Consider the following 23705-nt stretch of genomic DNA (forward strand, 5'->3'; position numbering starts at 1 on the left):
ACGCAGATAATGGATTCTTCCCCACCGATACCTCCAGAAGGCGCTCGTCCATGCTCGACCTCCTCGTGCGCAACGCCACCGTTCCCGACGGCCGCAGCGGCCTGTCCATCGCCGTGCAAGACGGCCGCATCGTCGAGGTCGCCGAGGCGCTCGACGCGCCGGCTCACGAGACACTCGATGCACAGGGACAGCTTGTCGCGCCGCACTTCGTCGACCCGCACTTCCACATGGACGCGACGCTCAGCTACGGCCTGCCGCGCGTCAACGAGAGCGGCACGCTGCTCGAAGGCATCGCCCTGTGGGGCGAACTCAAGCCGCTGCTCAAGCAGGAAGCGCTGATCGAACGCGCGCTGGCCTACTGCGACTGGGCCGTGGCCAAGGGCCTGCTGGCCATCCGCACGCACGTCGACACCAGCGACCCGAGCCTGCTGGCGGTCGACGCGCTGCTGGAGGTCAAGCGCCTCGTCGCGCCGTATCTCGACCTGCAACTGGTCGCCTTTCCGCAGGACGGCGTGCTGCGCACCACGGGCGGTGTCGACAGCCTGAAGCGCGCACTCGACAAGGGCGTGGATGTGGTGGGCGGCATTCCGCATTTCGAACGCACGATGGCCGACGGCGCCGCCAGCGTGAAGCTGCTGTGCGAGATCGCGGCGGAGCGCGGGCTGCTGGTCGACATGCACTGCGATGAATCCGACGACCCGCTCTCGCGCCACATCGAGACCCTTGCCTTCGAGGCGCAGCGCCTGGGCCTGCGGGGCCGCGTGACCGGCTCACACTGCACATCGATGCACAGCATGGACAACTACTACGTGAGCAAGCTGCTGCCGTTGATCGCCGAAAGCGGCGTCGCCGTGATCGCCAACCCGCTCATCAACATCACGCTGCAGGGCCGCCACGATACCTACCCCAAGCGCCGCGGCATGACGCGCGTGCCCGAGCTGATGGCCGCCGGCGTGACCGTCGCCTTCGGCCACGACTGCGTGATGGACCCGTGGTATGGCATGGGCTCGGGCGACATGCTCGAAGTCGCGCACATGGGCCTGCATGTGGCGCAAATGACCAGCCAGGCCGGCATCCGCCGCTGCTTCGACGCGGTGACGACGAATGCTGCCAAGGTCTTCCATCTGCCGGCCTACGGGCTCGAGGCGGGCTGCGACGCGAGCTTCGTGCTGCTGCAGGCGCGCGACCCGGTGGAGGCCATCCGCCTGCGCGCCACGCGGCTGAAGGTGTACCGGCGCGGCAGGCTGCTGGCCGAGACGCCACCGACCACTGCGGCGCTGCATCTGCCGGGGCGCGTCGGCACGACGTCCTTCATGCCCGCTCGGCCGGGCACGTCGCATCCCTAATCGGGCGTCGCGTCGGCGACCCGCTGCGCCACCCAGGCCGCGAAGGCCCGCTCAGCCTGCATCCGGAATTCGTTGCGCGTGTGGTTGCACACCGCATGCGCCAGGCGCCGGTACTTCGGCTTCCGCGTGCTGCCCAGAGTGGCGTCGAGCAGGTGCTCGATGGTGGCCGACTCCGGCCGGTCGTGCGGCGGGTCGAAATCCATCGCCAGCCCGCACCAGTGGCAGCGGTCACCGAAGGTCGAGCGCAGCGCCTTGACGCTCATACCGCCAGTTGCTCTGCCACGGCCGTCAATGCTGCACCGACCGGCTGCTCGACCTTCAGCGTCAGCAGTTCGTCGGCGCGGGTGCGGCCGAGGTTGACGGCCGCCACCGGCTTGCCGGCGGCCACTGCCGCCTGCACGAAGCGAAAGCCCGAATAAACCATCAGCGAAGATCCGGCGACCAGCATCGCGTCGGCCTCGGCCAGTGCGTCGAAGGCGGCCTGCACCCGATCGCGCGGCACGCTTTCGCCGAAGAACACCACATCGGGCTTGAGCATGCCGCCGCAGCGCGGACAGTCCGGCACCTCGAAGGCCGCGAAGTCGCGCCCGTCGAGGTCGGCATCGCCGTCGGGGGCCGCGGTCGCCTCCAGCGCCGCCCACGCGGGGTTGCGCACACGCAGCGTGTGCTGCAGCTCGGCGCGCGGCGTGCGGGTTTCGCAGCCCAGGCAGCGCACGGTGTCGATGCGGCCGTGCAGGTCGAGGGTCTGGCGGCTGCCGGCAATTTCGTGCAGGCCATCGACGTTCTGGGTCAGAAGAAGGCCGATGCGGCCGGCTTCTTCCAGGCGGGCCAGAGCGCGGTGCGATGCGCCCGGTCGGGCCGTCGCCATGGTGGGCCAGCCGACCAGGCTGCGCGCCCAGTAGCGCCGGCGCGTGGTGTCGTCACCGGTGAAGGCCTGGAAGGTGACCGGCGACGGACGCTTCCAGTCGCCGTTGACATCACGGTAATCGGGGATGCCGGATTCGGTGCTGCAACCCGCGCCGGTCAACACGAAGAGGCGGCGGTGGCGGCCGACGAAGTCGGCAAGCGAGGCGGAGGCATCCATGGCGCGCAAGCATACGGCGCGGTGCGCGGCCATGCCGGTGTCGGGGCTCTCGGTGGGCCAGCGGCGGCGGGCGGCGGGCGGCGGCTAGCGGAACTGCTTGCGCAGGAAAGGCTTGTGCCGGCCGATGTGTGCGAGCTGCGCTTCGGCCACGATGCCGTCGAGGTCGACACCGTCGCCGTTGAGCACCGCGTTCGCATTTACCAGCGCGCGCGACACCACCTCTTCCTCGCTCACGCCGTGCTGTGCCGCGAGATCGAGCGCCACCCGCTTCATTGCCCGCTGCGACAGCATCCACATGGCACCGAAGGCGTCCCACGCGGCGGCCGCTTCCTTGAAACGGTCACGGTCGGCCAGGATCTCGTTGAGCGGCTTGGCCAGCAGTTCGTTGACGGCTTCCAGCTGTTCGGACAGTGCCGCCTGCCGCTCCTGCGCCTCGCGCAGGGCGTCGGCCGCGGTGCTGGGTGGCACCGGCGCGGCGAAGCTGCCGTCGGCATTCGGCGTGGGAACCTGGAGCTGGTCGGAGAGGGACATGGTGGGTCTTTTTTCTTCGGCGCGGAGTCAAAAAGAATCGCGGTCAGACGCCGGTGAGCGCCCGGTAAGCCTCGCGCGTCTTCGGCGATACCGAGGCCAGCGCCATCGCATGGGAAGTTTCGTGGCGCAGCTGAATGCGTGCCGAAGCCACCGCGCGCGAGCGACAGAACCAATGGCAGGTGTGCTGCATGAGGAACATCTCGGCCGACAACATGAAGGCCTTGTCCTTGGGCGTCTGCTGCGCGATGTTGGCGGCCGCGTCCGCGATGCCCCGTGCATGAATCGAGAAGGCCTGGCGGGCGTCGAAGGTCGAGCCGGGCAGCAGACGGTCGATCACCGGAACGGCGATCGGCCACTTGCTCACGCGCGCCTGCGCCGGGTCGACCTTGGCGAAGTCGCCGGCGAATCGTTCGAACTGCGATGCGAGGGTCTGCTCGCTCTGCGCGAGCAGCGACCAGATCTGCGACCGCCGTTCCTCGTCGCTCTCGCCGAGGCAACGCAGGTAGCCCTCGGTCAGCGTCTCCATCAGCTTCTCGATCTGGTAGTGGCCCAGGTGGCCACCCAGCAGGCGGATGCGGCGGGCCTGGTCCGTGGCCTTGAGCACGTAGAGGCCGATGGTGACAAAGACCACCAGGGTGAAGAATTCCATGCGATGCGAACGACGTTGGTTGGGGACGAACGTCGAGTGTAGTGACCGCGCCGCACGCGACGGCTGAACCCAACCGCCATGCAGCGCGGCCCGTGGCCCTTACTTCGGCAGCAGCACCTTGTCCACCACGTGAATCACGCCGTTCGACTGCACCACGTCGGCGATGGTCACGGTGGCGCTGCCGCCCTTCTCGTCGGTGATCATCACCTTGCCGCCGCTGGTCTTGGCAACGAGCGTCCCGCCGGCGACGGTCTTGAACGAGGTGGTGCCCTTGCCGTCTTCCATCATCTTCATGAGCGTCTTGGCGTCGATCTTGCCCGGCACCACGTGGTAGGTGAGGATGCCCGTGAGCATCGCCTTGTTCTCGGGCTTGAGCAGCGAGTCGACGGTGCCGGCCGGCAGTGCGGCGAAGGCTTCGTTGGTCGGCGCGAAGACGGTGAACGGGCCTGGCCCCTTGAGCGTGTCGACCAACCCCGCGGCCTTGACCGCGGCGACCAGGGTGGTGTGGTCCTTGGAGTTGACGGCGTTGTCGATGATGTCCTTGTTGGCGTACATCGGTGCGCCGCCGACCATCACCTGGGCGTAGGCCGTGACGGCGCCCACCGACAGCGCGGCGGCGAGCGTAAGGGAAGCGAGGTGCGAGAACTTGGCATGCATGGATGGCTCCTGTTGGATGTGCCGCCACGGAGATGCGTGGCGACACCCACTCATACGCAGCGAGTCCGTGCCCTGGATTCCAACCCGCCGTGATGCAGCGCTTCGCGCGGCCATCTCCTACGTCCAAGGCCCCTACGCCAGCGGATTGATGACCCCCGCGGCCGGGATGTTGCCCTGGCCCTTGTGCTTCTCCGTGAAGTTGAAGAGGTCGCTGATCTTGAAGCGGCCATCGGCCGAGGGAAGTTCCTCGCCCGGCTTGGGCGGGTTGCCCAGCAGGCTCTCGGGGTCGTCCTTGAGCAGGCCCACAAATACCTCCGCCACGATCGCCGCGCCGGTCGGCCCGAGGTGCTGGCTGCCGGCCTTCACCTCGGCCTCCTTCAACAGGTAGAACCACAGCGGCGTGTGCTCGCCGATGTTGAACTTCTTGATCACCGCGCCGCCCGTGCCGCTCTCCAGCTCGGCCTTGGTCAGCAGCGGCATGCCCATGCGGCCGGCCACGGCCTGGCCGGTGGGCAGCTTGTAGTGCATCGAGCCACGCAGCAGGTTGAGGGCGGCCAGCGGGCGCCCCGGTGGCGCGCCGATCATGAGCTGGTCGGAGATGGATGCGTCGATGGCCGAGGCCATCTGCGGCGTGCGGCCCAGGTCCGGGAAGAAGGCGCCGAAGTCGAGCAGCCAGTTCGTCGGGTATTGCAGCAGCGGCCCGCCGGGCGCCTTGGCGAAACCGTCGCCGGTGAAGGCGAAAGCCAGACGGAAGTCGGTGCCGGCGGCGAACACACGATTGAACTCGTACTTGGAGCGCACCATGCTGTGGCCGAAGCGGTAGGCCGCCCCGGAGAACTCGAGCGGAATGAAGGACTCGGTCGCCAGCTCGCCGGGCCCGATGCGATAGAACTTCAGTTCGGCCATCGCGTCGTCGACCGCCTGCTGCCCCACGATGAGCGGCAGGAACTGGTTGAGCAGGATGCGCTGGTAATGGTGGATCACCAGCCGGCGCACGTCGAGGAAGGACTTCTCCGGGAAGGCGAGACAGATGGCATTGTGGAAGTGCAGCATCGTGCGGTGCAGCTGCGCGACGATCAGGTTTTCGTCGTTGCGCTTGTCGCCGAGGATGGCCGTCGCATCGCCCTGCAGGAAGCAGGTGCGCGGCAGGTCGTAGGTGGCGCCGTCGAGCGCATGCACCTGCGGCAGTTCGGTGCCCGGCCCCGGGCCGGAGTCCTTGACCGGCCCCAGGATGAACTGGTTCGCGCTGGTCTGCGTCTGCCGCCGATAAAGGAAAGGCTGGTCGCGCGGCCCGGAGCCGTAGAGGCTGTCGAGGTCGAGTGCGGGCGAACGGAAGTTGACGAGGTCGCCCACATCCACCGCGTTCTCGCCGAGGCTGGTCGGGTCGAAGGTGATGTCGTGGTCGACGAACTGCCCGAAGTAGGTGAAGCCGGCCGGGATGACGCCGGGCGTCGGGCTGGTCACTGGCGCATGCATCGCCGCGCCCAGTTCCTCGGCCACCTGTGCATCGGTCGTCGGGCTGCCGGTGGTCCATGGGCTGGTGGAAAGCTCGGGGAACAGGAAGCCGAAGCGGCCGGGCTTGACCATGTTGCTGCGCACCGGGTCGGCATTGGCGGTGCTGTAGCCATGGCTGCGGGGCGGAGGCGGAGGCGGAGGCGGAGGCGGGGGCGGCGGCGACGAGGCGTGCGATTTTCCGGTCGACTTGGTGGCAGGCATGGACGTTGGCGGCGCACTCTTCTTCATGGCGGTCTCCTCAAGGGTGTGGGCATTCATCGTGGAACTCCGCGTGCTGGCGCGGATGTGTCGGCCACCCGTGCGGAACGGACGCCGATGCAGCGCATGCCTCATGGCGCGGACGATGCCCGCGCCCCATCGAGGCGTGCCTATTGAAAGCCCATCACTTGATTTGTCCAACGCCTCCGCGGCGTGCATCGGCCATAGGCCGACTCCCCAAAAGTCAGAGATCTCATCCCGCAGAAGTGGTAGTGCTGGCGCGCACACAACGCGCGGTGTGACCGCGTGTGTGCGGGGCTCTGCGGCTGCGAAGGAATTCGTTACGCCCGGTGCCGCGGCGAAGCAGTTCGCACGGCCCGACGAAGAGGCTGGCCGAACGCTACTTGCGCAGCCCCTGCAGCTTGGCAAAGGCACTGGCCATCTGCCCGGCGGGCTGCGGCGCGTTGTCGCGGCGCGCGCCCTGTTGCTGGCCGCGGCCTGCACCCTCGAAGCGGTTGTCGCGCGGGCCGTCGCGCCGTGCCGGCGTAGCGTCCAGTCGCATCGACAGCGCGATGCGCTTGCGCGCCACGTCGACTTCCATCACCTTGACCTTGACGATGTCACCGGTCTTGACGATCTCGCGCGCGTCCTCGACGAACTTGTTGGCGAGCTGGCTCACATGCACCAGGCCGTCCTGGTGCACGCCCAGGTCGATGAAGGCCCCGAACTGCGCCACGTTGCTCACCGTGCCCTCGAGCACCATGCCCTCCTTGAGGTCGGCGATGTCGTCCACGCCATCGTTGAAACGCGCCACCTTGAAGTCGGGGCGCGGGTCGCGGCCGGGCTTCTCGAGTTCGCCCAGGATGTCCTTGACCGTGATGACGCCGAACTTCTCGTTGGCGAACAGCTCCGGCCGCAGCGTCTTGAGCATCTCGGCGCGGCCCATCAACTCGGCGATCGGCTTGCCGGTCTTGGCCATGATCTGTTCGACCACCGGATAGGTTTCCGGGTGCACGCCGGTCACGTCGAGCGGGTTGCTGCCGCCGCGCACGCGCAGGAAGCCGGCGCTCTGCTCAAAGGCCTTGGGGCCGAAGCCGGTGACATCGAGCAACTGCTTGCGGGTGGCGAAGGCGCCGTTGGCCTCGCGCCAGCGCACCACCGCCTTGGCCACGCTGGCCGACAGGCCCGACACGCGCGACAGCAGTGGCACGCTGGCCGTGTTGAGGTCGACGCCCACCGAGTTCACGCAGTCCTCGACCACCGCGACCAGCGTGCGCGCAAGCTCGCTCTGGTTCACGTCGTGCTGGTACTGGCCGACGCCGATCGACTTCGGGTCGATCTTCACCAGTTCGGCCAGCGGGTCCTGCAGTCGGCGCGCGATGCTGGCGGCGCCGCGCAGGCTCACGTCGACATCGGGCATTTCCTGCGAGGCGAATTCGCTGGCGGAATAGACCGAGGCGCCCGCCTCGCTCACCACGACCTTGTCGATGGCCATCGGCGGCGCGCCGGCCTGGTCGGCCATCTTGGCGAGCAGCTTGATCAGGTCGCCGGCCAGCTTGTCGGTCTCGCGGCTGGCGGTGCCGTTGCCGATGGCGATCAGGTTCACGCCGTGCTTGGCGCACAGCTTGCCCAGCGTGTGCAGCGAGCCTTCCCAGTCCTTGCGCGGCTCGTGCGGGAACACGGTGGCGGTCTCGACCAGCTTGCCAGTCGCATCGACCACCGCCACCTTCACGCCGGTGCGGATGCCGGGGTCCAGGCCCAGCACCACGCGCGGGCCGGCCGGCGCGGCCAAGAGCAGGTCGCGCAAGTTGTCGGCGAAGACCTTGATCGCCACCTTCTCGGCCTCTTCGCGCAGGCGGGTGAACAGGTCGCGCTCGGTCGAGAGCGCCAGCTTCACGCGCCAGGTCCAGGCCACGCACTTGCGGATCAGGTCGTCGGCCTTGCGACCCGCATGGCTCCAGCCCAGGTGCAATGCGATCTTGCCCTCGGCGATCGACGGCTTGCCGGGCTCGGGCTCCACCGGCAGCACCAGCTTGGCATCGAGGATGTCGAGCGCGCGGCCGCGGAACACGGCCAGCGCACGGTGCGAGGGCACGCGGCCGATCGGCTCGTCGTAGTCGAAGTAGTCGCGGAACTTGGCGACGTCGGCGTTGTTCTCGTCCTTGCCCGCCATCAGCGTGGACTTCAGCAAGCCCTCGGCCCACAGCCATTCGCGCAGGCGCTGCACCAGCGCCGCATCTTCGGCCCAGCGCTCCGACAGGATGTCGCGCACGCCATCGAGCACGGCCGGCACGGTGGAGAAGTCGGCGCCCGGCTTGCCGTCGTCCAGCGTCTCGGGCGGCTTCAGGAAGGCTTGCGCCTCGATGGCCGGGTCGAGCGTCGGGTCGGCGTAGAGCCTGTCGGCCAGCGGCTCGATGCCGAACTCGCGCGCGATCTGGCCCTTGGTGCGGCGCTTCTGCTTGAAGGGCAGGTAGAGGTCTTCCAGCTCCTGCTTGGTCGCCACGGTCGCGATGGCGATCCGCAGCGCGTCGGTCAGCTTGCCCTGCTCGTCGATGCTCTTGAGCACCGTTTCACGGCGGTCGTCGAGCTCTCGCAGGTACGACAGGCGCGCCTCGAGTTCGCGCAACTGGATGTCGTCGAGGCCATCGGTCACTTCCTTGCGGTAGCGGGCGATGAAAGGCACCGTGGCGCCGCCGTCGAGCAGCTCGATGGCCGCCTTCACCTGGTGCTCCCCGACCTTGATTTCAGCGGCGAGCTGGCGAATGATTTTTTGCATGTTCGAATGAGTCCCTGGCGCGCAATGAAGCGCGGAAGTTTGCCATAGGCCTCCGGGCGCTCGCCTACCGGTTCGCTAGTTGAAGACGGCGTCGCCGGCCCCGAGCAAAGGCGGACGCGTCAGGTCCTGGTCGATGCCCATGACCTCGCTGGCGCGTTCGACGGCCTGCCAAAGCGGCGCGGGCATCTTCAGAATTTCTTCGGGCGAGTTCGCGCGCGCAATCCAGTCGCCGATCTGGCGGTGCTGCTCAGGGGTGAGCAGGTCGAGGTTCAGCATCTCGTCGATGGTCTTCATGGGGGTAGAACAGTGGCTCTTCAATGTGCTCATCGGCGAAGGCCGATGGCTTGGGTATGAACATAGTGCCGCAAAATCCGGCCGATGACCGATCTGCCCTTCAGCACCGCCGCCGAGCGCAACAAGCAACCCATCCTCGACGCCCTGCGCGACCTGTTGGGCGAGCGCGGCGCTGCCCTCGAGATCGCCTCCGGCACGGGCCAGCATGCGGTGTGGTTCGCCGCGGCGCTGGAGGATTGGGTCTGGCAACCCACCGACGCCGATGCCCGCGCGTTGCCTGCAATCGCCACCCGGATCGCGCAGAGCGGGCTGCCCAATCTGCGACCGCCGGTGCGGCTGGACGTCATGTCGACACCGTGGCCCGCCGCGGATGCACCCTTCGCGGAGCGCTTCGACGCGATCTTCTGCGCCAACATGCTGCACATCGCCCCGCCCGCCACGTGCGCCGCGCTCATGCAGGGCGCGGCCCGCCATCTGCAGCCGGACGGTGTGCTGATCACGTATGGCCCTTACTTGGAAGACGGTCCGGTCGCACCGAGCAATGAGGCGTTCGATCGGAGCCTGCGGTCGCGTGATCCGGCCTGGGGCATCCGCAGGCTGGACGAGGTGGTGCGCGAAGCGGCCCGTTCGGGCCTCGCGCTGCGCGCACGGCGTCCGATGCCGGCGAACAACCTGTTGCTCGTGTTCGGTGGCGATGCGGTGGCTCAGCGTTTTTTCCAGGTTCGCCCGTCCACGGATCGGTAGGTGCCGCCCGTGGCGCAGCATCCGCCCGCGCCGATGGCCATGCGGCCGAGCGTGACGGTCAATACGCCGGCATCGAACGCCAGGGACTCGCGTTGGCACACGGTCCAGAACGGATAGAACTCGGGTGCCAGAACACTGACCCAGCGGACGCCGCCCTCTTCACGGCGCTCGACCCGGTACACCTCGCAGTCGTGCAGCACCAGGAACGTGGGTTCACCCGCCAGCCGGCCCTGAAAGACGCGTTCTGCAGGCGCTTCGCGCGTGGCGATGGCCTCCTTGCTCATCAAGGGATCGGAAGGCGTCGCCGTGAACAGTTGGAGGTCGCAACCCGACAGGCTGCCCAACGCCAGCAGCCAACCCAAGGCACGACACAGTTTTGCAGTCATGCCTCGAGCATGCCACCGCTGCCGGCAGCGACATCGACGTCGTGCTGCTGCGCAACGGCTGGTCTACCTGACGCGCGGCGGCACCCCATGGCGAGACGTCCCGACGGCTCCTGTCCGCTCACTGCTGCGCGGCGAGGCCTGCCGGCGGTGCGCCCGCGGAGCGCCAGACGACCGTGCCGTCCGCCCGGGAGAGCACCAAAACGCCATCGTTTCCAAGCGCAGCCGAAGTGCCCCCCGAGCCGGTGTTGCCGCTTTTCCAGATCGGTACGAGGTCGAGTCCATACAGCACCAGATTGCCCTCACTGCCCAGGGCCAGGCGCGCCGCCGGCTTGCCCGCGGTGCCCGACTGCCAGCGCACGGTGCCGCTGGCGTACTCGGTCAGCACGAGGTTGCCGCTTCCCTCGAAGGTCAGGCCAAAACGGCCATCCGGCGACGCCAGGCGCTGGCCCGGAATCAGTTGTTCTCCCGCGGCCAGGCGATCCTTCGCCGTCGGCGCGGCGCCGGCCAGAAAGCTCCAGTTGTCGATCTGGTGGGCGGTGGCCTGTTGGGCATTGGCGGCCGTGAATCCGAAGTAGAGCTTGGCACTGTCGACCACCCGCTCCAGGTTGATCTCGCGCTGCAGCACGGGCTGGGCCGGCTTGACGGCGGTGGCATCGCGCGAGAGAAACACCGACAACCTGCGCGAACGCGCGTCGTAGTCCACCCACATCGTGTGCGCGAAGCCGTCCGCCAGAGTGAAGGGCGCGTCGACATAGGCATCGGCCAGCAGGCTGCCGTTGAGCAGGATGCCAACGTGGTTGCCGTTCGGGTCCTGCCCCGGCGTGGCGCGCGTGTCGAGCTTGACGGCCACGCTGCGTCGGATGCCGCCGTAGCCGAGGGCGCTGCCGCCCTCGCCCAGCGTGGATGAGTCGTTGCCCTGCACCACGAAGGTCATGCCCTCGCCACCGCCACTCCCCATCTTGAACTGGAACCGGGTGCTGAACGAGGTGTCCGCGCTCAGCGCCACCGGCGCACGATAGAAGGCAGAGCCGAGCTGCCCGGCCTTGGGATCGGTCAGCATCAGCACCCCGGCGCTGTCGATATGCGCCGAGCCGTTGCGGCCGACATCGGCGGTGCCGAGGAAGGACGGCAGATGCGCCGCCAGCGTGAATTGGGCCGGCACCGCCGTGCTGCCGATGCGCACGATCTTCGCCACGGACGGCACGCCGGCATCGTCGAAGGCGAACACCATGTAGTGCCCCGGCGGCACCACATTGGCGTTCTCGTTCAGCTTGATCTTGAGGCGGCTGCCGTCCTGGGTGAAGGGCAGTTCGAGGAAGCGCTGTTCAAAGTCGGTCGAGTGGGTCACCGAACCGGTGCGCACCAACGTCACGCGCTGGATCGGGCGTGACGAGATCACAGACATTCCGAAGTCGGTGCCCAGGGTCAAGTCGCTCTGCCCCGCCACGATCATCGGGCGCGGCAGGCGCCGGCCGCTGCCGTCCTTGGCGAACAGATAGGGCGGCGCATAGACCTCGCCGTTCAACTGGACCACCGGCCCGGGCGAGCCGCCGCCGACCGTGAGCACGGTGGCGTCGGGCAGCAGCAGCGCCGTGGAATGGTAGAGGCGGTATTTCTGCGCCGAGGCGCCGACACTCCATTTGCCGGTCTTCGGGTTCCAGATGCTCGCCTCGAGCGATACGTTGAACGCCACATTTTCCCGGCCCGACCCACCGGTGACCAACACCTGGCCGTCAGGCAGCACGGTGGTGGATGACCAGATGCGGTTGACACCGATGCCCTCGGTCTCGGTGACGACCGGCGTGGTGGTGTTGACGTCCACCACCGAGACCTTGCCGCCGGCTCGCACGAACAGCGCCTTGCCCTTGTCGAACATGGCCCAGGGGAGCTGCCATCGGACGATGGAGGGCAGCGCGCCGACCTGTGCCATGGAGCCGTTTCCGTCGGTGTTGATGCCGTACAGCGTGCTGCCGCTGGCCGCGATCAATTGGCCGGTAGGGGCGAGCATCACGCGCGGATAGAACAACTCGCCCGGCCAGCGGATGCCGGTGAGCGTGCGCCAGCCCTGGCCGGCGGTGTAGACCTCCGGATACTCGGCCCGCGCGCCGACGGTGTCCATGCCGGCGAGCACGAACACGCGACCGTCCGGCAGCGTCGTCAGCGTGTCGTACCAGCGCGCATAGTTCATCGGCGTGCCGGAGGCCTTGAGGGACTGCGCCACCGGATCGAAGAGATTGACGTCGGCCACGCCGCTGTTGACGATCAGATTGCCCGCTGCGTTGCGCACGTTCTGCCCTCGGACGTCGCCGCCCGCGAGCAGCACCTGGCCCGACACGGGCAGCACCAACTGCGCATTGCAGAAGAGGTCGGTGCCGGTCGTGTGCTGCAACAGGGCATGCGCCTTCGTCACCGGGTTCCAGACGTCGTAGTAGAGCTGCGCGCCCTGCTCCCCACTCGGATTGCTGCCGTAGGTCATCACCTTGCCGTCGGGCGTCAGCACCGCATGGATGGCGTTGATCGGCCAGGTCTCCGGCGCCGACCACAGGCCCTTCGTGCCCGCCTCGCGCAACTCCGGTGTGAGTGCCGGCACGGGCTCGGGCGGCCGGAGGGGTTGCTCCGGCGGCTGGCCGGGTGGTTTGGAGGGCGGCGGCACCGGCGGCGATGGTGGTGATGGGGGTGTGCCGGAGTCGATCGGCGCGCCCGGGGTGTCCTGCTCGGCCGCGACGACGGCTGCGACCTCCGGCGTCATTGCGGTGGTGCCGGGCACGGGTGCCGCAGTGCCGGTGCCCGCACCGCCCCCCTGCCCGCCGTCTCCGCCACCCCCACCGCAGCTGGCCAGCATGGCTGCCGCCGCGACGAACAGGCCGGTGCGCGTCCACACGCGTAAGGCTGCCGCATTCCTGTCGATCCATGCGTTCATTCGACGCCTCCCTGGTTGAATGAGGCGTTTATCAATTGAACACAAAAGTTCACAAAATGGAATCGCGTTCCCGCGCTCGACTTCGTGCGGTCGTGCACACGATCCACGACTCATGGGCCAAAACGTCGGCCGAACGCCGGACGGCCGACGGGCGCGAAAACGCCGCGGCCGTGCCGGCGCAAGCCGACGCGGCGCGCGCCAGGGATCGCCTACCTGGCCTGTCCCCGGATGTCCACGACAACCCGCCGATCGGGTTGCAAGCAGGCGATCAGGCCCGGCGTGCGGTCCGTCCCCTGGCAGTCCCGCGTGACGGGCTCACGCTCGCCCAACGACCGCACCGCCATCGATGCGACGACGCCCGCCGCCTTGAGGTAGTCCCGCACGGTGTTGGCCCGTTGAAGCGCGAGCGCGTCGTTGTAGGCCTCGTCGCCGAGCCGGTCGGTATGGCCGGTGATGGTCAGGCTTTGCACTTGCAGGGTCTGCTCTCGGAGCGAACGTGCCAGTGCGTCGAGCTCGGCCTTGCCCTTGGGCAGCATGTCGGCTGCGCTGGAACGGTCGAACACGAACAGCGTGTCTGCACTGAGGCTCACGCGGCGCAGCGTCGGCGCTGCAGGTGCAGATGCAACGGCCGGCGTCGGCATGACCCCCGGCGTGACGGCGCAGTTCTGCCCCTGGCACCAGTTGTAGCGTTCGTCGTGCAGGCTGCCGCAGCCAGCAAGTGCAAGACTGGCAAGTGCCGCCGCAGCGAGCACCCGATGGCGTGGAATGTGGTTCGTTTGCATGGGATGTTTCCTTGGGGTTGTCGATTGACCGGCGCTCACCACGCCACCTTCACGCCCACCTGCCCCGACACGCCTTCGCGGCTGCGGTCGCCGAGCGAGCGCTGGTACTGCAGGCCGCCATACAGGTAGGTCGACTTGCCCAGCGGCAACTGCGCGCCGACGCCCACTTCGGCCCAGGTCTTCTTGGCCCAGTCCTCGCTCACCGAGGTGCCGCCGATGGTCACCGCCTCCGGGTCCATGAACTCGTGCAGCAGGTTGGCCGTCACATAGAAGGTGTTGGTGCGGGTGAGCTTGTCGGCGCGTTCTGCCTTGTCGTTCCAGGCCAGGCGGCCGCCGAGGCGCGCCCGCAGGCTTTGGCCGGTGAAGCCGTCCACCGAGGACACGTCGTCCGAGAAGCCGCGGTAACGCGTGGCCTGGTAGCTCAGCTGCGCCTGCGGCTCGATGAGCCACTGGCTGTCGCCGATCTGCCAGGGCCGGCCGACCTCGACGCTCAGGCCGAGACCCGCGCCCTTCTGTGTGCCCTCGCCGCCGTACTTGTCGGTGTACTTGTTGTGCACCGCGTGCAGCTGCCCGACCAGGTCGAGGTAGCTGCCGTTGTCGGCATAGCGCGTGTGGTAGGCCCCGAGGGTGGCCATCTGGCCCTTCATCTTGCCGGTGTCGTAGCCCATGCCGGCATCACCGCGGCGGCGGTCGCCGAAGTCGGTGGTGGTGCGGCCGTAGCCCATGCTCAGGCCGGTGTGCGTGCGCGACTTGTCGCCCGGGTCGCCGCTGTAGGCGATCGAGAGGTCCTTACCGAACTGCACGAACTGCAGGTTCTGCTCGGCGCCGAACTGGCGCTTGCCGTCGATGTCCAGGCGCTGCGCATGCAGGCGGCCCCAGACCTGATCGGCCGGCGCCTTGTCATCGCAGCCGCAGTAGTCCCACTTGGCGGTCTGCTCCTCGCCGACACGCTTGTGCAGGCTGCCGAGCAGGCCCAGGCCCAGCTCGTTGCTGGCGACCTGGCCCAGCACGTAGCCCGGCACCGCGGGGCGGAAGACTTCGGGCGGCGGAGCGGGGACAGGCGTTGGGCCCGGCGTGGGTTCGACGGGGTTCGGCGCCGGGACGTAGACGCTGCTCAGGTAGAAGCTGTTGGCGTCGCCATCGGTGTTGCCGCCGCGCTGCAGCCCGTATTCATAGGCGCCGGCCTGCACCGGCGAAGCCAGCGTGAAGTTGCCGGCGCTCGACGTGCCTGTCACCTGCACGACCTGGATGCCGTTGACCGTCGCGGCACCAGCGCCGCCGGCATTGGTGACCTGCACCCGCGTAGTGCCGCTGGTGCTGCCGTTGACCACGAGCTTGTCGGTGGCGCTGGCATCGCCGCCCAAAGCCGTGTTGATGTTCACGAGGCCGTTGTTGCCGGCATAGTTGCCGTTGACCGTGAGCACGTTGCCGGGCACGCCCGAGGGGTTGCGCAGGTCGACGAGGCCGCTGTTGTGCACGTCGCCGGTGATGGCGAAGGCCGGCTGGCCCATCAGCAGGCTGCTGCCGGTATTGACGAACAGGCCCATCGGGGCGCCGCTGCCGTCGACGCCGGCGCCGACAGCCAGCGGCGTGCCGGCGAGGGTCAGGCGGGTGTTGTCGAGGTTGATGGTTTCCCAGTTGACCAGCTGGGTTCCGCCGGCCGTTGCGTTCACGCCCTGCAGCGTCAGCTTGTCGACCCATCCGTCGGCGGCCGATACGTCGTCGCCGCCGTTGAGGACCGTGCTGCCGTTGTAGCCGGCGGCGGACACGAGCGCGGCGTCGGAGCCGTTCTGGCCGTAGAAGCCGCCCGCGAGGCTGCCACCGGTCCAATTGAAGCTGTCGTTGCCGTCGCCGGCGCTAGCGACACGGTCGTCGCCGTAGATGTTGCCCGTGAAGCCGCCGCCGGTGAGCGCCAGGCTGTCGTTGCCCAGGCCGAGGATCGCGTCGCCGGTGACGGTGCCGGCGGTGGTGACGATGGCATTGCCGCCGAGCGCGTCGGTGCCGGTGTTGCCGGCGTCGCCGTCGCGGATGGCGATGCCGGAGGCGGACCCGTTGACCGTGGCCGCCGCGCCGATGTTGACCGTCCCGCCTGCCGCTGCCAGGGTATGGATGGCCGCACCGGCGCCGCTGCCGCTGGTCACGCTGCCGCCGGTCATTGCGACCGCGTAGATCCCGCCGGTTGCGCGCGCGACCAGTCCGTCCGAATTCGCGCCCGTCGTCGTCACGGTACCGCCGCTCATCTGAAGTGAAGCCAGGCCGACGCCCTGGTTGTCTGCCAGCACACCCGCCGCCGCCGCGCCCGATGTGCTGACCGTGCCGCCGCCCATGGTCGCCGTGGCGATCGACGCGCTTCCGACGGTCTCGACCGACGCCACGACGCCAGCCGAGCTGTCCCCCGTCGTCGTCACCGTCCCCGTGTTCAGCGCGTCGGCGTTGCCCGCCGCGCCCTGCCCCGCGGCCGCATACAGGCCATTAGCCGCGATGCCAGTGGTGGAAATTGCCCCTTGATTCACAGCGCTGGCGTCGCCCGCGCCGTAAAGCACACGGGCCGCCACGCCGCCTGCGAACTGGCCCCGCGTAGCGACGGTCCCCGCATTGGTGGCGACCGCGTCTCCATAGCCCATGACGTCGGCAAAGATGCCGATGCCGTAGGGCGACCCGTTCGTCGTCACGGTGCCGCCGCTCTGGAGCGTGGCGATCGCAGTGCCATGCTTGGTCGAATCGGAATTGTCGATGTGCGCACCGATCCCGGTGGAGTAGGGGCCGTTGGTCGTGACGGCGCCGCTCGAGGTGGCCGTCGCGACGCCATTGCCGTTCGCGACTGCATAGACGCCATAGCCGAACGTCCCACCGGTCGTCACGGTGCCGGTGTTGGCCGCTGTCGCGTTGCCGCTCGCCGCAACGGCATAGACGCCGAAATTGCCATCGAGACCGGAGGCACCGGTCGTCAGCACGTTTCCGTTGTTGATCGCCGTTGCATTGCCGGTGCCCATGGCATTGGCAAAGATCCCCTTGGCACCGTCGATGCCGCTGGTCTGGATGGATGTGCCCGCCGAAGAACTGGCAACCGCATTGCCAGTGCCGAGCGTTTCGGCATACACGCCGTAACCGTAGGTGCCCGCGGTGCTGATGCGGCCGTTCTGCAGCGTGGCCGTGGCCGTGCCACTGCCGGCGTTGTGTGCGTAGATACCGGCGGCGCCGGTCTGCTGCGTGGTGATCGTCGAAGCTGCGGCATCCATGGTTGCCGTTGCCGCGGCCGTGCTGGCTGGGTTCAGGACAGTGGCCCAGATCCCGTAGCCGTTGCTGCCCTGGGTCGCAATGCTGCCACCCGTCATCGACGCGGTCGCGGCGCCGGTGCCGACGGCCAACGCGGCCAGCCCGACGCCGCCCGCTCCGTTGGCGATCACCGTCCCTCCCGTCTGGCTGGCAATGGCGGCGCCGGACCCGGAGCCAACGGCGATGACGGTCGAGCTGGCGCCGTTGGTCGTCGCAGTGCCGCCAGAAATGGTGGCGGAAGCCGTGCCGGAACCGAATGTCTGGGCCACTACGACCGAGTTGTTCAAGGCCTGTGTGGTGGCAGCCCCACCCGTCATGGTGGCGACAGCATCGCCATTGCCGTACGCCAATGCGTAAGCCGCGTGCGACCCGTTTGCAGTACTGGTGCCTGTATTGATCGAACCGCCGTTGACCGTGACCGTCGCCGTGCCGCTGCCGTACGTCACGGCATACAGACCGACCGCGGAACCTTGCTGGCCGGTGGTGGAGATGGAACCGCTGTTGAGAACCGAGGTTGCATTGCCGTCGCCGTGGGCGGCTGAGGTGGCGCCAGAAGCATATTCGCCGGTGCTGGTGATCTGCGCACCATTGATGACGACGCTTGCATCACCGTTTCCGCCGCTCGTTTCGGCCAGCACAGCCCACAAAGGATTGGCCCCTGTATTGCCCGCGGGAGCGGTCACATTGATCGTGACAGGGCCATTGACTTCGATCTGTTGGTTGCCTGCGCCGCTACCGGTCGAATAAACAGCATTGGCGGTTGTCGTCGCGATGGTGAAGGGCGCAGCGGTGCCGTCAACGATGACTTTGATGTTGTCGGTGCCATACGCAATACCGGTGGTATTCGGGTTGGCGTCCCCCACGGGCGTGCCATCGCCCTGGCAAGTCACGGTGCCGCCTGAAGCGACAACACCGCACTCGTTGGCCGCCCAAGCGGACGGTGCGCCGCCGCAGACCACCGCAGCCAAAAGGCCCGCAGCAAGCACGCTGCTCGAAGATTTCTTGCCGCGCGCGGCGCAAAGCTCGCTGGCCGCCACCCAAGCGCCGAGCGACTCGTTCCAGATCGACCTGAATGTGCTGTTCATGTGTTTACCCTCGTAAGTTCCGAATGCGGTCGGGCAAACACTGCGGGCTGCTCTGACCATCGTTCCCTGAGGGCCGGATGGTGTCGAGCACGGGGGGATGCCAGGGGCGAATGCGAGGTTTCGCGAGATTTCGGCGGCATTGTTAACAGATAGTGCTGACTAGTTGGCACGGCGGCATCGGCCGGAGCGGCGCAGGCATACTCCCCTTTGAAGCTCCACGATGTCCTCTCTCGACCGCCCGCTCTGGAAGACCTTCCTGTTCTTCCTCGCCCCCATGCTGCTGAGCAACATCCTGCAGTCGCTCTCGGGCACGCTGAACAACGTGTACGTCGGGCAGATGATCGGCGTCGGTGCGCTCGCGGCGGTGTCGAGCTTCTTTCCGGTGATGTTCTTCTTCATCGCCTTCACCATCGGCCTGGGCGCCGGCGCGTCGGTGCTCATCGGGCAGGCCTGGGGCGCGCGCGACACCGGCCGGGTGAAGGCCATCGCCGGCACCACGCTCACGGTGGGCATCGCCTTCGGTCTGCTGGTGGCGCTGTTCGGCGGCGCCTTCACCGCGCCGCTGCTGAAGGCGCTGGGCACACCGCCCGACATCCTGGCCGACGCCACGCGCTACGCCCGCATCATGCTGATCGCGATGCCCGGGCTCTTCGTCTTCCTGCTGTCGACGGCGATGCTGCGCGGCATCGGCGACACCGTGACGCCGCTGTACACGCTGACCCTCTCGACCGGCATCGGCCTGGTGGTGACACCCGCACTCATACGCGGCTGGGGCGGTCTGCCGATGCTGGGTGTGGCCAGCGGTGCCGTGGCCACCGTGCTGTCTTTCGTGCTCGCGACCGCGTGGCTGGGCTTCCGGCTGCGCCGTACGAAGAGCGCGCTGGCGCCGGATGCCGAATTCGCGCGACGCCTGCGTATCGACCCGGCCATCCTCAAGACGGTGCTCAAGGTGGGTGTGCCCACCGGCGTGCAGATGATCGTCATCGCGCTGGCGGAGATCGCCCTGCTCTCGCTCGTCAACAGCTACGGCTCGCAGGCCACCGCCGCCTATGGCGCGGTCAACCAGGTGGTGGCCTACGTGCAGTTCCCCGCCATCTCGATCGCGGTCACCGCGTCGATCCTCGGCGCGCAGGCGATCGGTGCGGGCCGCACCAGCCAGTTGAGCGCCATCGCGCGCACCGGCCTGCTGATGAACCTGGTGCTGACCGGCGCGCTGGTGCTGCTCGGCTATCTGTTCTCTCGCCGGCTGATGGGCTTCTTCATCACCAGCGCGCCGGTGATCGAGCTGGCACAGACGCTGCTGCACATCATGCTGTGGAGCAGCGTGGTGTTCGGCATGGCGTCGGTGCTGTCGGGGATCATGCGGGCCAGCGGCTCGGTGCTGGTACCCACGGCGATCTCGATCGTCTGCATCGCGCTGATCGAGGTGCCGGTGGCCTATGGGATGAGCCACCGCATCGGCATCAACGGCGTGTGGGTGGCCTACCCGGTCGCCTTCCTTGCGATGCTCGGGCTGCAGACCGCCTACTACCGGCTGGTATGGCGCAAGAAGGCGATCCGGCGGCTGGTGTGAAGCGGTACGTGCGGCAGGTGCTGCGGGTGTTTCGCCGCGGCGGTCAGCGGCTGAGCGCCGCCGCATGCGGCGCCTCGCGGGCGGCCTGCTTCCACTGCGTGCGGCGCCGCATCGCGATCACGGTGACCGCACCGCAGCCCAGCAGGTTGACGAGCGAGATCACCACGAAGAAGCCGTCGAGCACCACCAGCGTGCCGTAGAGCACTGCCGTCACGTGCGAGAGCACCCACGAGCCCCAGGTGAGCAACGAGATCGACAGCGCGCCGTCGCTGCAACGCCAGACCGCCGCAATCTGCGGCAGATAGGTGAACACGCGGACGGCATTCGTGACGAGGTAGGCCCATGCGATCGCCGACAGCAGGGCGCTGTCGTGCAGCGGAATCGAGATCGGGGACATGCTCATGCCAGCGCCTTTCGAGTGATTCCGACGTCGATGCCGGACCGATAAGACTCTAGGCAGCCCGGTGCGCCGCGGCCATGCCGCATCCGCGTGGCGGCATCGCGTGTTCACGCGATGGTCTGCAGGGCCGGTCCCGTGCTGGAAGGCGCGACCACCGGCACGCGTGCCAGCACGCGGGTGCCACGGTCGCTGCGCTCGAAGATCAGTTCACCGCCGAGTTGTGCCGCCCGGGCACGCATGTTCGCCAGGCCGCGGCCGCCGTGGCGCTGCGGTGCGACGGCGCTGCGGCCGTCGTCCTGCACCTCCATCTCGACGCCACCCGCCCAGGGCCTCAGCGCCATGTGCAGCTGCGTCGCCTGCGCATGCTTGAGCACATTGGTGAAGGCCTCCTGCATGATGCGCAGCAGTTGCAGCAGACGTTGCGGCGCCAGCGGCGGCGCCCCGTCGGGCCAGTCGATGGTCCATGCCGAACGCACGCCGGCGTCGTCCAGCTGTTCCTGCCAGCGGAACAGGAAATTGCCGAGCACCACGCGGAAGTCTTCCTCGCCCGGCGTGAGCGCATCGAGCGCGAGGCGCATGTCGCCGATGCAGTCGCGCAGCGCCTCGGCGATCTGCGCCTCGTCCATGTCGCCGCGTTCGACGCGCGACAGCGAGGTGAACAGCCGCGAGCCCAGGCCGTCGTGGATCTCCCGCATGATCAGCTGACGCTCCTGCGCGGCCGCATGCTGCTGCTGCAGCGTTGCCATGCGCGAGAAATTGGCCGCCAGGTGCCGCTCGCGGTCGGCCACCCGCGCCTCGAGCGTGAGGTTGAGCTGCTCGAGCGCGGACAGGGCACGAACGAAGCGCACCGTCAGCAGCCCGCCCATGAGCAGCAGCAGCAGGTTGGCGCCGTGGTGCAGCAGGAAGATGCGCTGCTCGGTCCAGTGCGGCAGCGCCGCCATCAGCGGCGCCACGTCCCAGGCGAGCAGGTAGTCGTGCACACCGGCCACCACCGGGAAGACCAGCGCGGCCGGCAGCAGTGCCGCGGCCCAGGTGCGCTGGCGCACCAGGTTGTAGAGCGACACGCCGAGCACCGACAGCCCGACCGGAATGAGCCCGGCGCTCCAGAAGCGGTTGATGAAGGGCTCCGCCGCCCGCCCCTGCAGGCCCAGCCAGAGCGGGCCGACGAGTGCGTAGAGCAGCAGGCCGCGCTCGATCCAGGGCCGGCGGATGCCGGCGAAGCGCAGGGCGAAGATGGCCATCAGCACGACGAAGCCGCCGGTCGCCCCGAGGTAGGCCATGCGCCACAGATGCCACTGCGCGACCGGCATCTGCTCGATGACGAAGGTGAGCGTGCGGATGCCCCAGAGCGCGGCGGTGATGCCGAACAGGCCGTAGAGCATTTCGCTGCGACGCCGCCACCAGATGAAGAGCACGAAGCCGGCCATCAGCAGGCAGACCGCGGTGGTGATCTGCGGCAAGGTGCGGGCCCAGAACATCCGCCGGTCGTAGGCGGGCTGGAGCGCGTCCAGCGGGCCGATGCTCACCCGCGGCATGCGGCGCACGTTGCCGGCCGGCAGCGCTGCCGCACGGATGGCAAGCGCGTTCTCGCCGCTGTGCAGCAAGCCGGCCGGCAGGTTGACGAGATGAGGCCGCTCCCAACGCACCTGCACCGTCGCACTGCTTTCCGGCACGCTGGCGACCTGCAGCCCGTTGAGCCAGAACGCGCCGCCGTCGTAGAAGAACGGCAGGTACACCGCCCACGAGGCGGGCGTCGCGTCGGTGGGCGGGCCGTTGAACACCATGCGATACCAGACCGACTCCGGCTGCGGCCGGCCGCGGTTCGCGGCGCCGCCGTCGGGCAGCGAGGCCGGCACCCAGGCGCGGTCGGCCTCGGGCGGTGCGCGCTCGTTCGATGCCAGGCGCTGCACCCGATCGATCACCATCACCGCAGGAGCCGCCTGCGTGGCACCACACGGCAGTGCCAGTGCCAGTGCCAGTGCCAGTGCCAGTGCCATCGGCCATGGCCGCCAAGGGCGCCACCCCGGCGCCACCGACCACCGGCTCACAGCAGGCCCATCTGACTGGCTTCGTAGACCGCTTCGCTGCGCGAGTGGACCGCCAGCTTGCGGTAGATCTTCTTCACATGCGCGACCACCGTGTGGGGCGAGATCTCCATGACCTGGCCGATGGTGTCGAAGGTGAAGCCCTTGGCGGTGAGCCGCAGCAGTTCGGTCTCGCGTGCGGTGAGCGGCGAGCGTTCGCCGGCCAGGCCGGGCTCGCTCGGCGGCGGTGGCTTCGGCGCCAGCCGGAAGCGCGCCAGCACGCGCCGCGCGATGCCCGGATTGATGGGCGAACCGCCGGCGCACAGCTCGTGGATGCTGGCGGCAATGCGCTCTTCAGAGGCGTCCTTCAGCAGGTAACCGGTGGCGCCAGCCTCGATCGCCGCCACCACATGCGCGTCGTCGCCGAACATGGTGACCACCAGCACCTCGCACTGGGGGTGGCGCGACGCGGCGTAGCGGATGACCTCGACGCCGCTCACGTCGGGCAGGCCGAGGTCGACCAGCAGCACGTCGGGCCGCTGCAGATCGAGCATCGCATTCGCGGCCAGTCCGGTCGACACGGCGGCGACCAGACTGAACGCCGGATCGTTCAGCACCGCGCTGGAGAAGCGGCGCATGAATTCCGGCTCATCCTCGACGATCAACACCCGTGTCATCGCGTCTCCTTTGGCGACGGTGCAGGGTGTCGATCTTCCCACCGGCACGGCACCGAAGGCATAGCGCGAACGCGCTATCGCCAACCGCAGAGGCCGCAGCTAAGGTGCGTTGCTTTGCAAGCGCAGGTGCCCCATGACGACCGTCGACGCTCTCCTTTTGCGTGCCCGCACGATGCTGGGACGCGGCACGGTCTACTGGGCCGGTGCCGGCGGCGAAGACCCCGACACCGCGTCGGCCGCACGGGCCATGCAGGTCGCGGCTGCGTGGTCGGCGCTGTCGGCCGCCGAACAGGCCGAGCTGCAACCGGTGGCCGAGGCGGCCGGCATCGACCTGGACGACCCAGCGCTGGAGCTGCCGGCCTGCGACTGCTCGGGTTTCGTGAGCTGGGCGCTCGGGCTGCCGCGCCATTTGTCGCCGCCGCTGCCCGGCTTCGGCGAATGGATCTTCACCGATGCCATCCACGAGGACGCGTTGCACGGCCAGCGGCTGTTCACGCGGCTCGATGCAGCGGTACCCGGTTGCCTGATGGTCTACCCCAAGCCGGCGGACATGCGCTTTGGCCATGTCGGCATCGTGAGTGAGGTGGTGGCCGGCCGCGCGGTGCGCCTCCTGCACTGCTCGGCGGACAACTTCCGGACGGCGCCCTTCGATGCGGTGAAGGAGAACGCGACGACCGCCTTCGCCGACCAGCCGGCGTCCATCCCGGTGTGGTGCCGCCAGATCTCCGCACGGTGAGCGACGGCGTGGTGGCGGCCCACGTCCCTCAAGTTTTCAGGCTCGGTGTCCG

General features: G+C 68.5%; 19 protein-coding genes. 4 read left to right on the forward strand and 15 right to left on the reverse strand.

The annotated features are described in order from the left end of the window. The first annotated feature begins 50 nt into the window (after positions 1–50). Positions 51–1346: an amidohydrolase family protein gene (locus ACSFBE_RS05450; RefSeq protein WP_435489356.1), complete on the forward strand. Its 1296-nt coding sequence runs from the start codon at positions 51–53 to the stop codon at positions 1344–1346. Here ACSFBE_RS05450 and ACSFBE_RS05455 read toward each other — a convergent pair. The 8 genes from ACSFBE_RS05455 to ACSFBE_RS05490 form a co-directional block, all read right to left on the reverse strand. Further along, a complete protein-coding gene (locus tag ACSFBE_RS05455) occupies positions 1343–1609 on the reverse strand; it encodes a hypothetical protein (protein ID WP_435489357.1) in 267 nt (88 codons plus the stop codon). The genes ACSFBE_RS05450 and ACSFBE_RS05455 overlap by 4 nt on opposite strands. Then, on the reverse strand, positions 1606–2430 hold the full coding sequence (locus ACSFBE_RS05460; RefSeq protein WP_435489358.1) for an NAD-dependent protein deacetylase: 825 nt from the start codon (positions 2428–2430) through the stop codon (positions 1606–1608). Before ACSFBE_RS05460 ends, ACSFBE_RS05455 begins: the two co-directional genes overlap by 4 nt. 84 nt (positions 2431–2514) lie before the next feature. After that, positions 2515–2961, reverse strand: a complete 447-nt coding sequence (locus ACSFBE_RS05465; protein ID WP_435489359.1) for a hypothetical protein — start codon at positions 2959–2961, stop codon at positions 2515–2517. Between the two features lie 43 nt (positions 2962–3004). Continuing rightward, positions 3005–3610 (reverse strand): hypothetical protein, encoded by a 606-nt coding sequence (locus ACSFBE_RS05470; RefSeq protein WP_435489360.1) that lies wholly within the window; start codon positions 3608–3610, stop codon positions 3005–3007. 99 nt (positions 3611–3709) lie between these two features. Then, positions 3710–4267, reverse strand: a complete 558-nt coding sequence (locus ACSFBE_RS05475) for a fasciclin domain-containing protein (protein ID WP_435489361.1) — start codon at positions 4265–4267, stop codon at positions 3710–3712. A 132-nt stretch (positions 4268–4399) separates the two neighbouring features. Beyond that, positions 4400–6010, reverse strand: a complete 1611-nt coding sequence (locus ACSFBE_RS05480; protein WP_435489362.1) for a peroxidase family protein — start codon at positions 6008–6010, stop codon at positions 4400–4402. 370 nt (positions 6011–6380) lie between these two features. Further along, positions 6381–8756, reverse strand: coding sequence for a Tex family protein (locus tag ACSFBE_RS05485; protein WP_435489363.1), 2376 nt, complete (start codon positions 8754–8756; stop codon positions 6381–6383). Positions 8757–8831: 75 nt separating this feature from the next. After that, positions 8832–9050 carry a hypothetical protein gene (locus ACSFBE_RS05490; RefSeq protein WP_435489364.1) on the reverse strand — a complete coding sequence of 73 codons (219 nt, stop codon included), beginning with the start codon at positions 9048–9050 and terminating at the stop codon, positions 8832–8834. 84 nt (positions 9051–9134) lie between these two features. Between ACSFBE_RS05490 and ACSFBE_RS05495 the strand changes: the two genes are divergently transcribed. Then, positions 9135–9794 carry a DUF938 domain-containing protein gene (locus ACSFBE_RS05495; RefSeq protein ID WP_435489365.1) on the forward strand — a complete coding sequence of 220 codons (660 nt, stop codon included), beginning with the start codon at positions 9135–9137 and terminating at the stop codon, positions 9792–9794. On the opposite strand, the gene ACSFBE_RS05500 is transcribed toward ACSFBE_RS05495, so the two are convergent. From ACSFBE_RS05500 to ACSFBE_RS05515, 4 genes are all read right to left on the reverse strand, one after another. Then, positions 9755–10180 carry a hypothetical protein gene (locus tag ACSFBE_RS05500; protein WP_435489366.1) on the reverse strand — a complete coding sequence of 142 codons (426 nt, stop codon included), beginning with the start codon at positions 10178–10180 and terminating at the stop codon, positions 9755–9757. The two genes, ACSFBE_RS05495 and ACSFBE_RS05500, sit on opposite strands and share 40 nt — an antisense overlap. Before the next feature lie 118 nt (positions 10181–10298). Further along, positions 10299–13100: a galactose oxidase-like domain-containing protein gene (locus ACSFBE_RS05505; RefSeq protein ID WP_435489367.1), complete on the reverse strand. Its 2802-nt coding sequence runs from the start codon at positions 13098–13100 to the stop codon at positions 10299–10301. Positions 13101–13309: 209 nt separating this feature from the next. After that, a complete protein-coding gene (locus ACSFBE_RS05510) occupies positions 13310–13882 on the reverse strand; it encodes an OmpA family protein (protein WP_435489368.1) in 573 nt (190 codons plus the stop codon). A gap of 35 nt (positions 13883–13917) precedes the next feature. Next, positions 13918–18243 (reverse strand): autotransporter outer membrane beta-barrel domain-containing protein, encoded by a 4326-nt coding sequence (locus ACSFBE_RS05515; RefSeq protein WP_435489369.1) that lies wholly within the window; start codon positions 18241–18243, stop codon positions 13918–13920. Between the two features lie 220 nt (positions 18244–18463). On the opposite strand from ACSFBE_RS05515, the gene ACSFBE_RS05520 reads away from it, so the two are divergent. After that, positions 18464–19816 (forward strand): MATE family efflux transporter, encoded by a 1353-nt coding sequence (locus ACSFBE_RS05520; RefSeq protein WP_435489370.1) that lies wholly within the window; start codon positions 18464–18466, stop codon positions 19814–19816. Between the two features lie 43 nt (positions 19817–19859). On the opposite strand, the gene ACSFBE_RS05525 is transcribed toward ACSFBE_RS05520, so the two are convergent. The 3 genes from ACSFBE_RS05525 to ACSFBE_RS05535 all read right to left on the reverse strand — a co-directional run bounded on the left by ACSFBE_RS05525 (position 19860) and on the right by ACSFBE_RS05535 (position 22917). Further along, positions 19860–20219 (reverse strand): hypothetical protein, encoded by a 360-nt coding sequence (locus ACSFBE_RS05525; RefSeq protein WP_435489371.1) that lies wholly within the window; start codon positions 20217–20219, stop codon positions 19860–19862. A 104-nt stretch (positions 20220–20323) separates the two neighbouring features. Continuing rightward, positions 20324–22213, reverse strand: coding sequence for a sensor histidine kinase (locus ACSFBE_RS05530; RefSeq protein ID WP_435489372.1), 1890 nt, complete (start codon positions 22211–22213; stop codon positions 20324–20326). Positions 22214–22260: 47 nt separating this feature from the next. Then, complete coding sequence (locus ACSFBE_RS05535; protein WP_435489373.1) at positions 22261–22917, reverse strand: response regulator; 657 nt, start codon at positions 22915–22917, stop codon at positions 22261–22263. 133 nt (positions 22918–23050) lie between these two features. On the opposite strand from ACSFBE_RS05535, the gene ACSFBE_RS05540 reads away from it, so the two are divergent. Continuing rightward, complete coding sequence (locus tag ACSFBE_RS05540) at positions 23051–23653, forward strand: CHAP domain-containing protein (RefSeq protein WP_435489374.1); 603 nt, start codon at positions 23051–23053, stop codon at positions 23651–23653. Positions 23654–23705: the final 52 nt, after the last annotated feature.

Source organism: Variovorax sucrosi (genome assembly GCF_051216635.1).
In the GTDB taxonomy this organism is placed as follows: Bacteria; Pseudomonadota; Gammaproteobacteria; order Burkholderiales; family Burkholderiaceae_C; genus Variovorax.

Excerpts from the sequence above, each read along its gene's own strand:
- ACSFBE_RS05455 (WP_435489357.1), bottom strand. The coding sequence starts at position 1,609 with ATGAGCGTCAAGGCGCTGCGCTCGACCTTCGGTGACCGCTGCCACTGG.
- ACSFBE_RS05480 (WP_435489362.1), bottom strand. The coding sequence starts at position 6,010 with ATGAAGAAGAGTGCGCCGCCAACGTCCATGCCTGCCACCAAGTCGACC.
- ACSFBE_RS05450 (WP_435489356.1), top strand. The coding sequence starts at position 51 with ATGCTCGACCTCCTCGTGCGCAACGCCACCGTTCCCGACGGCCGCAGC.
- ACSFBE_RS05495 (WP_435489365.1), top strand. The coding sequence starts at position 9,135 with ATGACCGATCTGCCCTTCAGCACCGCCGCCGAGCGCAACAAGCAACCC.
- ACSFBE_RS05500 (WP_435489366.1), bottom strand. The coding sequence starts at position 10,180 with ATGACTGCAAAACTGTGTCGTGCCTTGGGTTGGCTGCTGGCGTTGGGC.
- ACSFBE_RS05515 (WP_435489369.1), bottom strand. The coding sequence starts at position 18,243 with ATGAACAGCACATTCAGGTCGATCTGGAACGAGTCGCTCGGCGCTTGG.
- ACSFBE_RS05540 (WP_435489374.1), top strand. The coding sequence starts at position 23,051 with ATGACGACCGTCGACGCTCTCCTTTTGCGTGCCCGCACGATGCTGGGA.
- ACSFBE_RS05510 (WP_435489368.1), bottom strand. The coding sequence starts at position 13,882 with ATGCAAACGAACCACATTCCACGCCATCGGGTGCTCGCTGCGGCGGCA.
- ACSFBE_RS05465 (WP_435489359.1), bottom strand. The coding sequence starts at position 2,961 with ATGTCCCTCTCCGACCAGCTCCAGGTTCCCACGCCGAATGCCGACGGC.
- ACSFBE_RS05525 (WP_435489371.1), bottom strand. The coding sequence starts at position 20,219 with ATGAGCATGTCCCCGATCTCGATTCCGCTGCACGACAGCGCCCTGCTG.
- ACSFBE_RS05520 (WP_435489370.1), top strand. The coding sequence starts at position 18,464 with ATGTCCTCTCTCGACCGCCCGCTCTGGAAGACCTTCCTGTTCTTCCTC.
- ACSFBE_RS05460 (WP_435489358.1), bottom strand. The coding sequence starts at position 2,430 with ATGGATGCCTCCGCCTCGCTTGCCGACTTCGTCGGCCGCCACCGCCGC.
- ACSFBE_RS05505 (WP_435489367.1), bottom strand. The coding sequence starts at position 13,100 with ATGAACGCATGGATCGACAGGAATGCGGCAGCCTTACGCGTGTGGACG.
- ACSFBE_RS05530 (WP_435489372.1), bottom strand. The coding sequence starts at position 22,213 with ATGGCACTGGCACTGGCACTGGCACTGGCACTGGCACTGCCGTGTGGT.
- ACSFBE_RS05470 (WP_435489360.1), bottom strand. The coding sequence starts at position 3,610 with ATGGAATTCTTCACCCTGGTGGTCTTTGTCACCATCGGCCTCTACGTG.
- ACSFBE_RS05485 (WP_435489363.1), bottom strand. The coding sequence starts at position 8,756 with ATGCAAAAAATCATTCGCCAGCTCGCCGCTGAAATCAAGGTCGGGGAG.
- ACSFBE_RS05490 (WP_435489364.1), bottom strand. The coding sequence starts at position 9,050 with ATGAAGACCATCGACGAGATGCTGAACCTCGACCTGCTCACCCCTGAG.
- ACSFBE_RS05535 (WP_435489373.1), bottom strand. The coding sequence starts at position 22,917 with ATGACACGGGTGTTGATCGTCGAGGATGAGCCGGAATTCATGCGCCGC.
- ACSFBE_RS05475 (WP_435489361.1), bottom strand. The coding sequence starts at position 4,267 with ATGCATGCCAAGTTCTCGCACCTCGCTTCCCTTACGCTCGCCGCCGCG.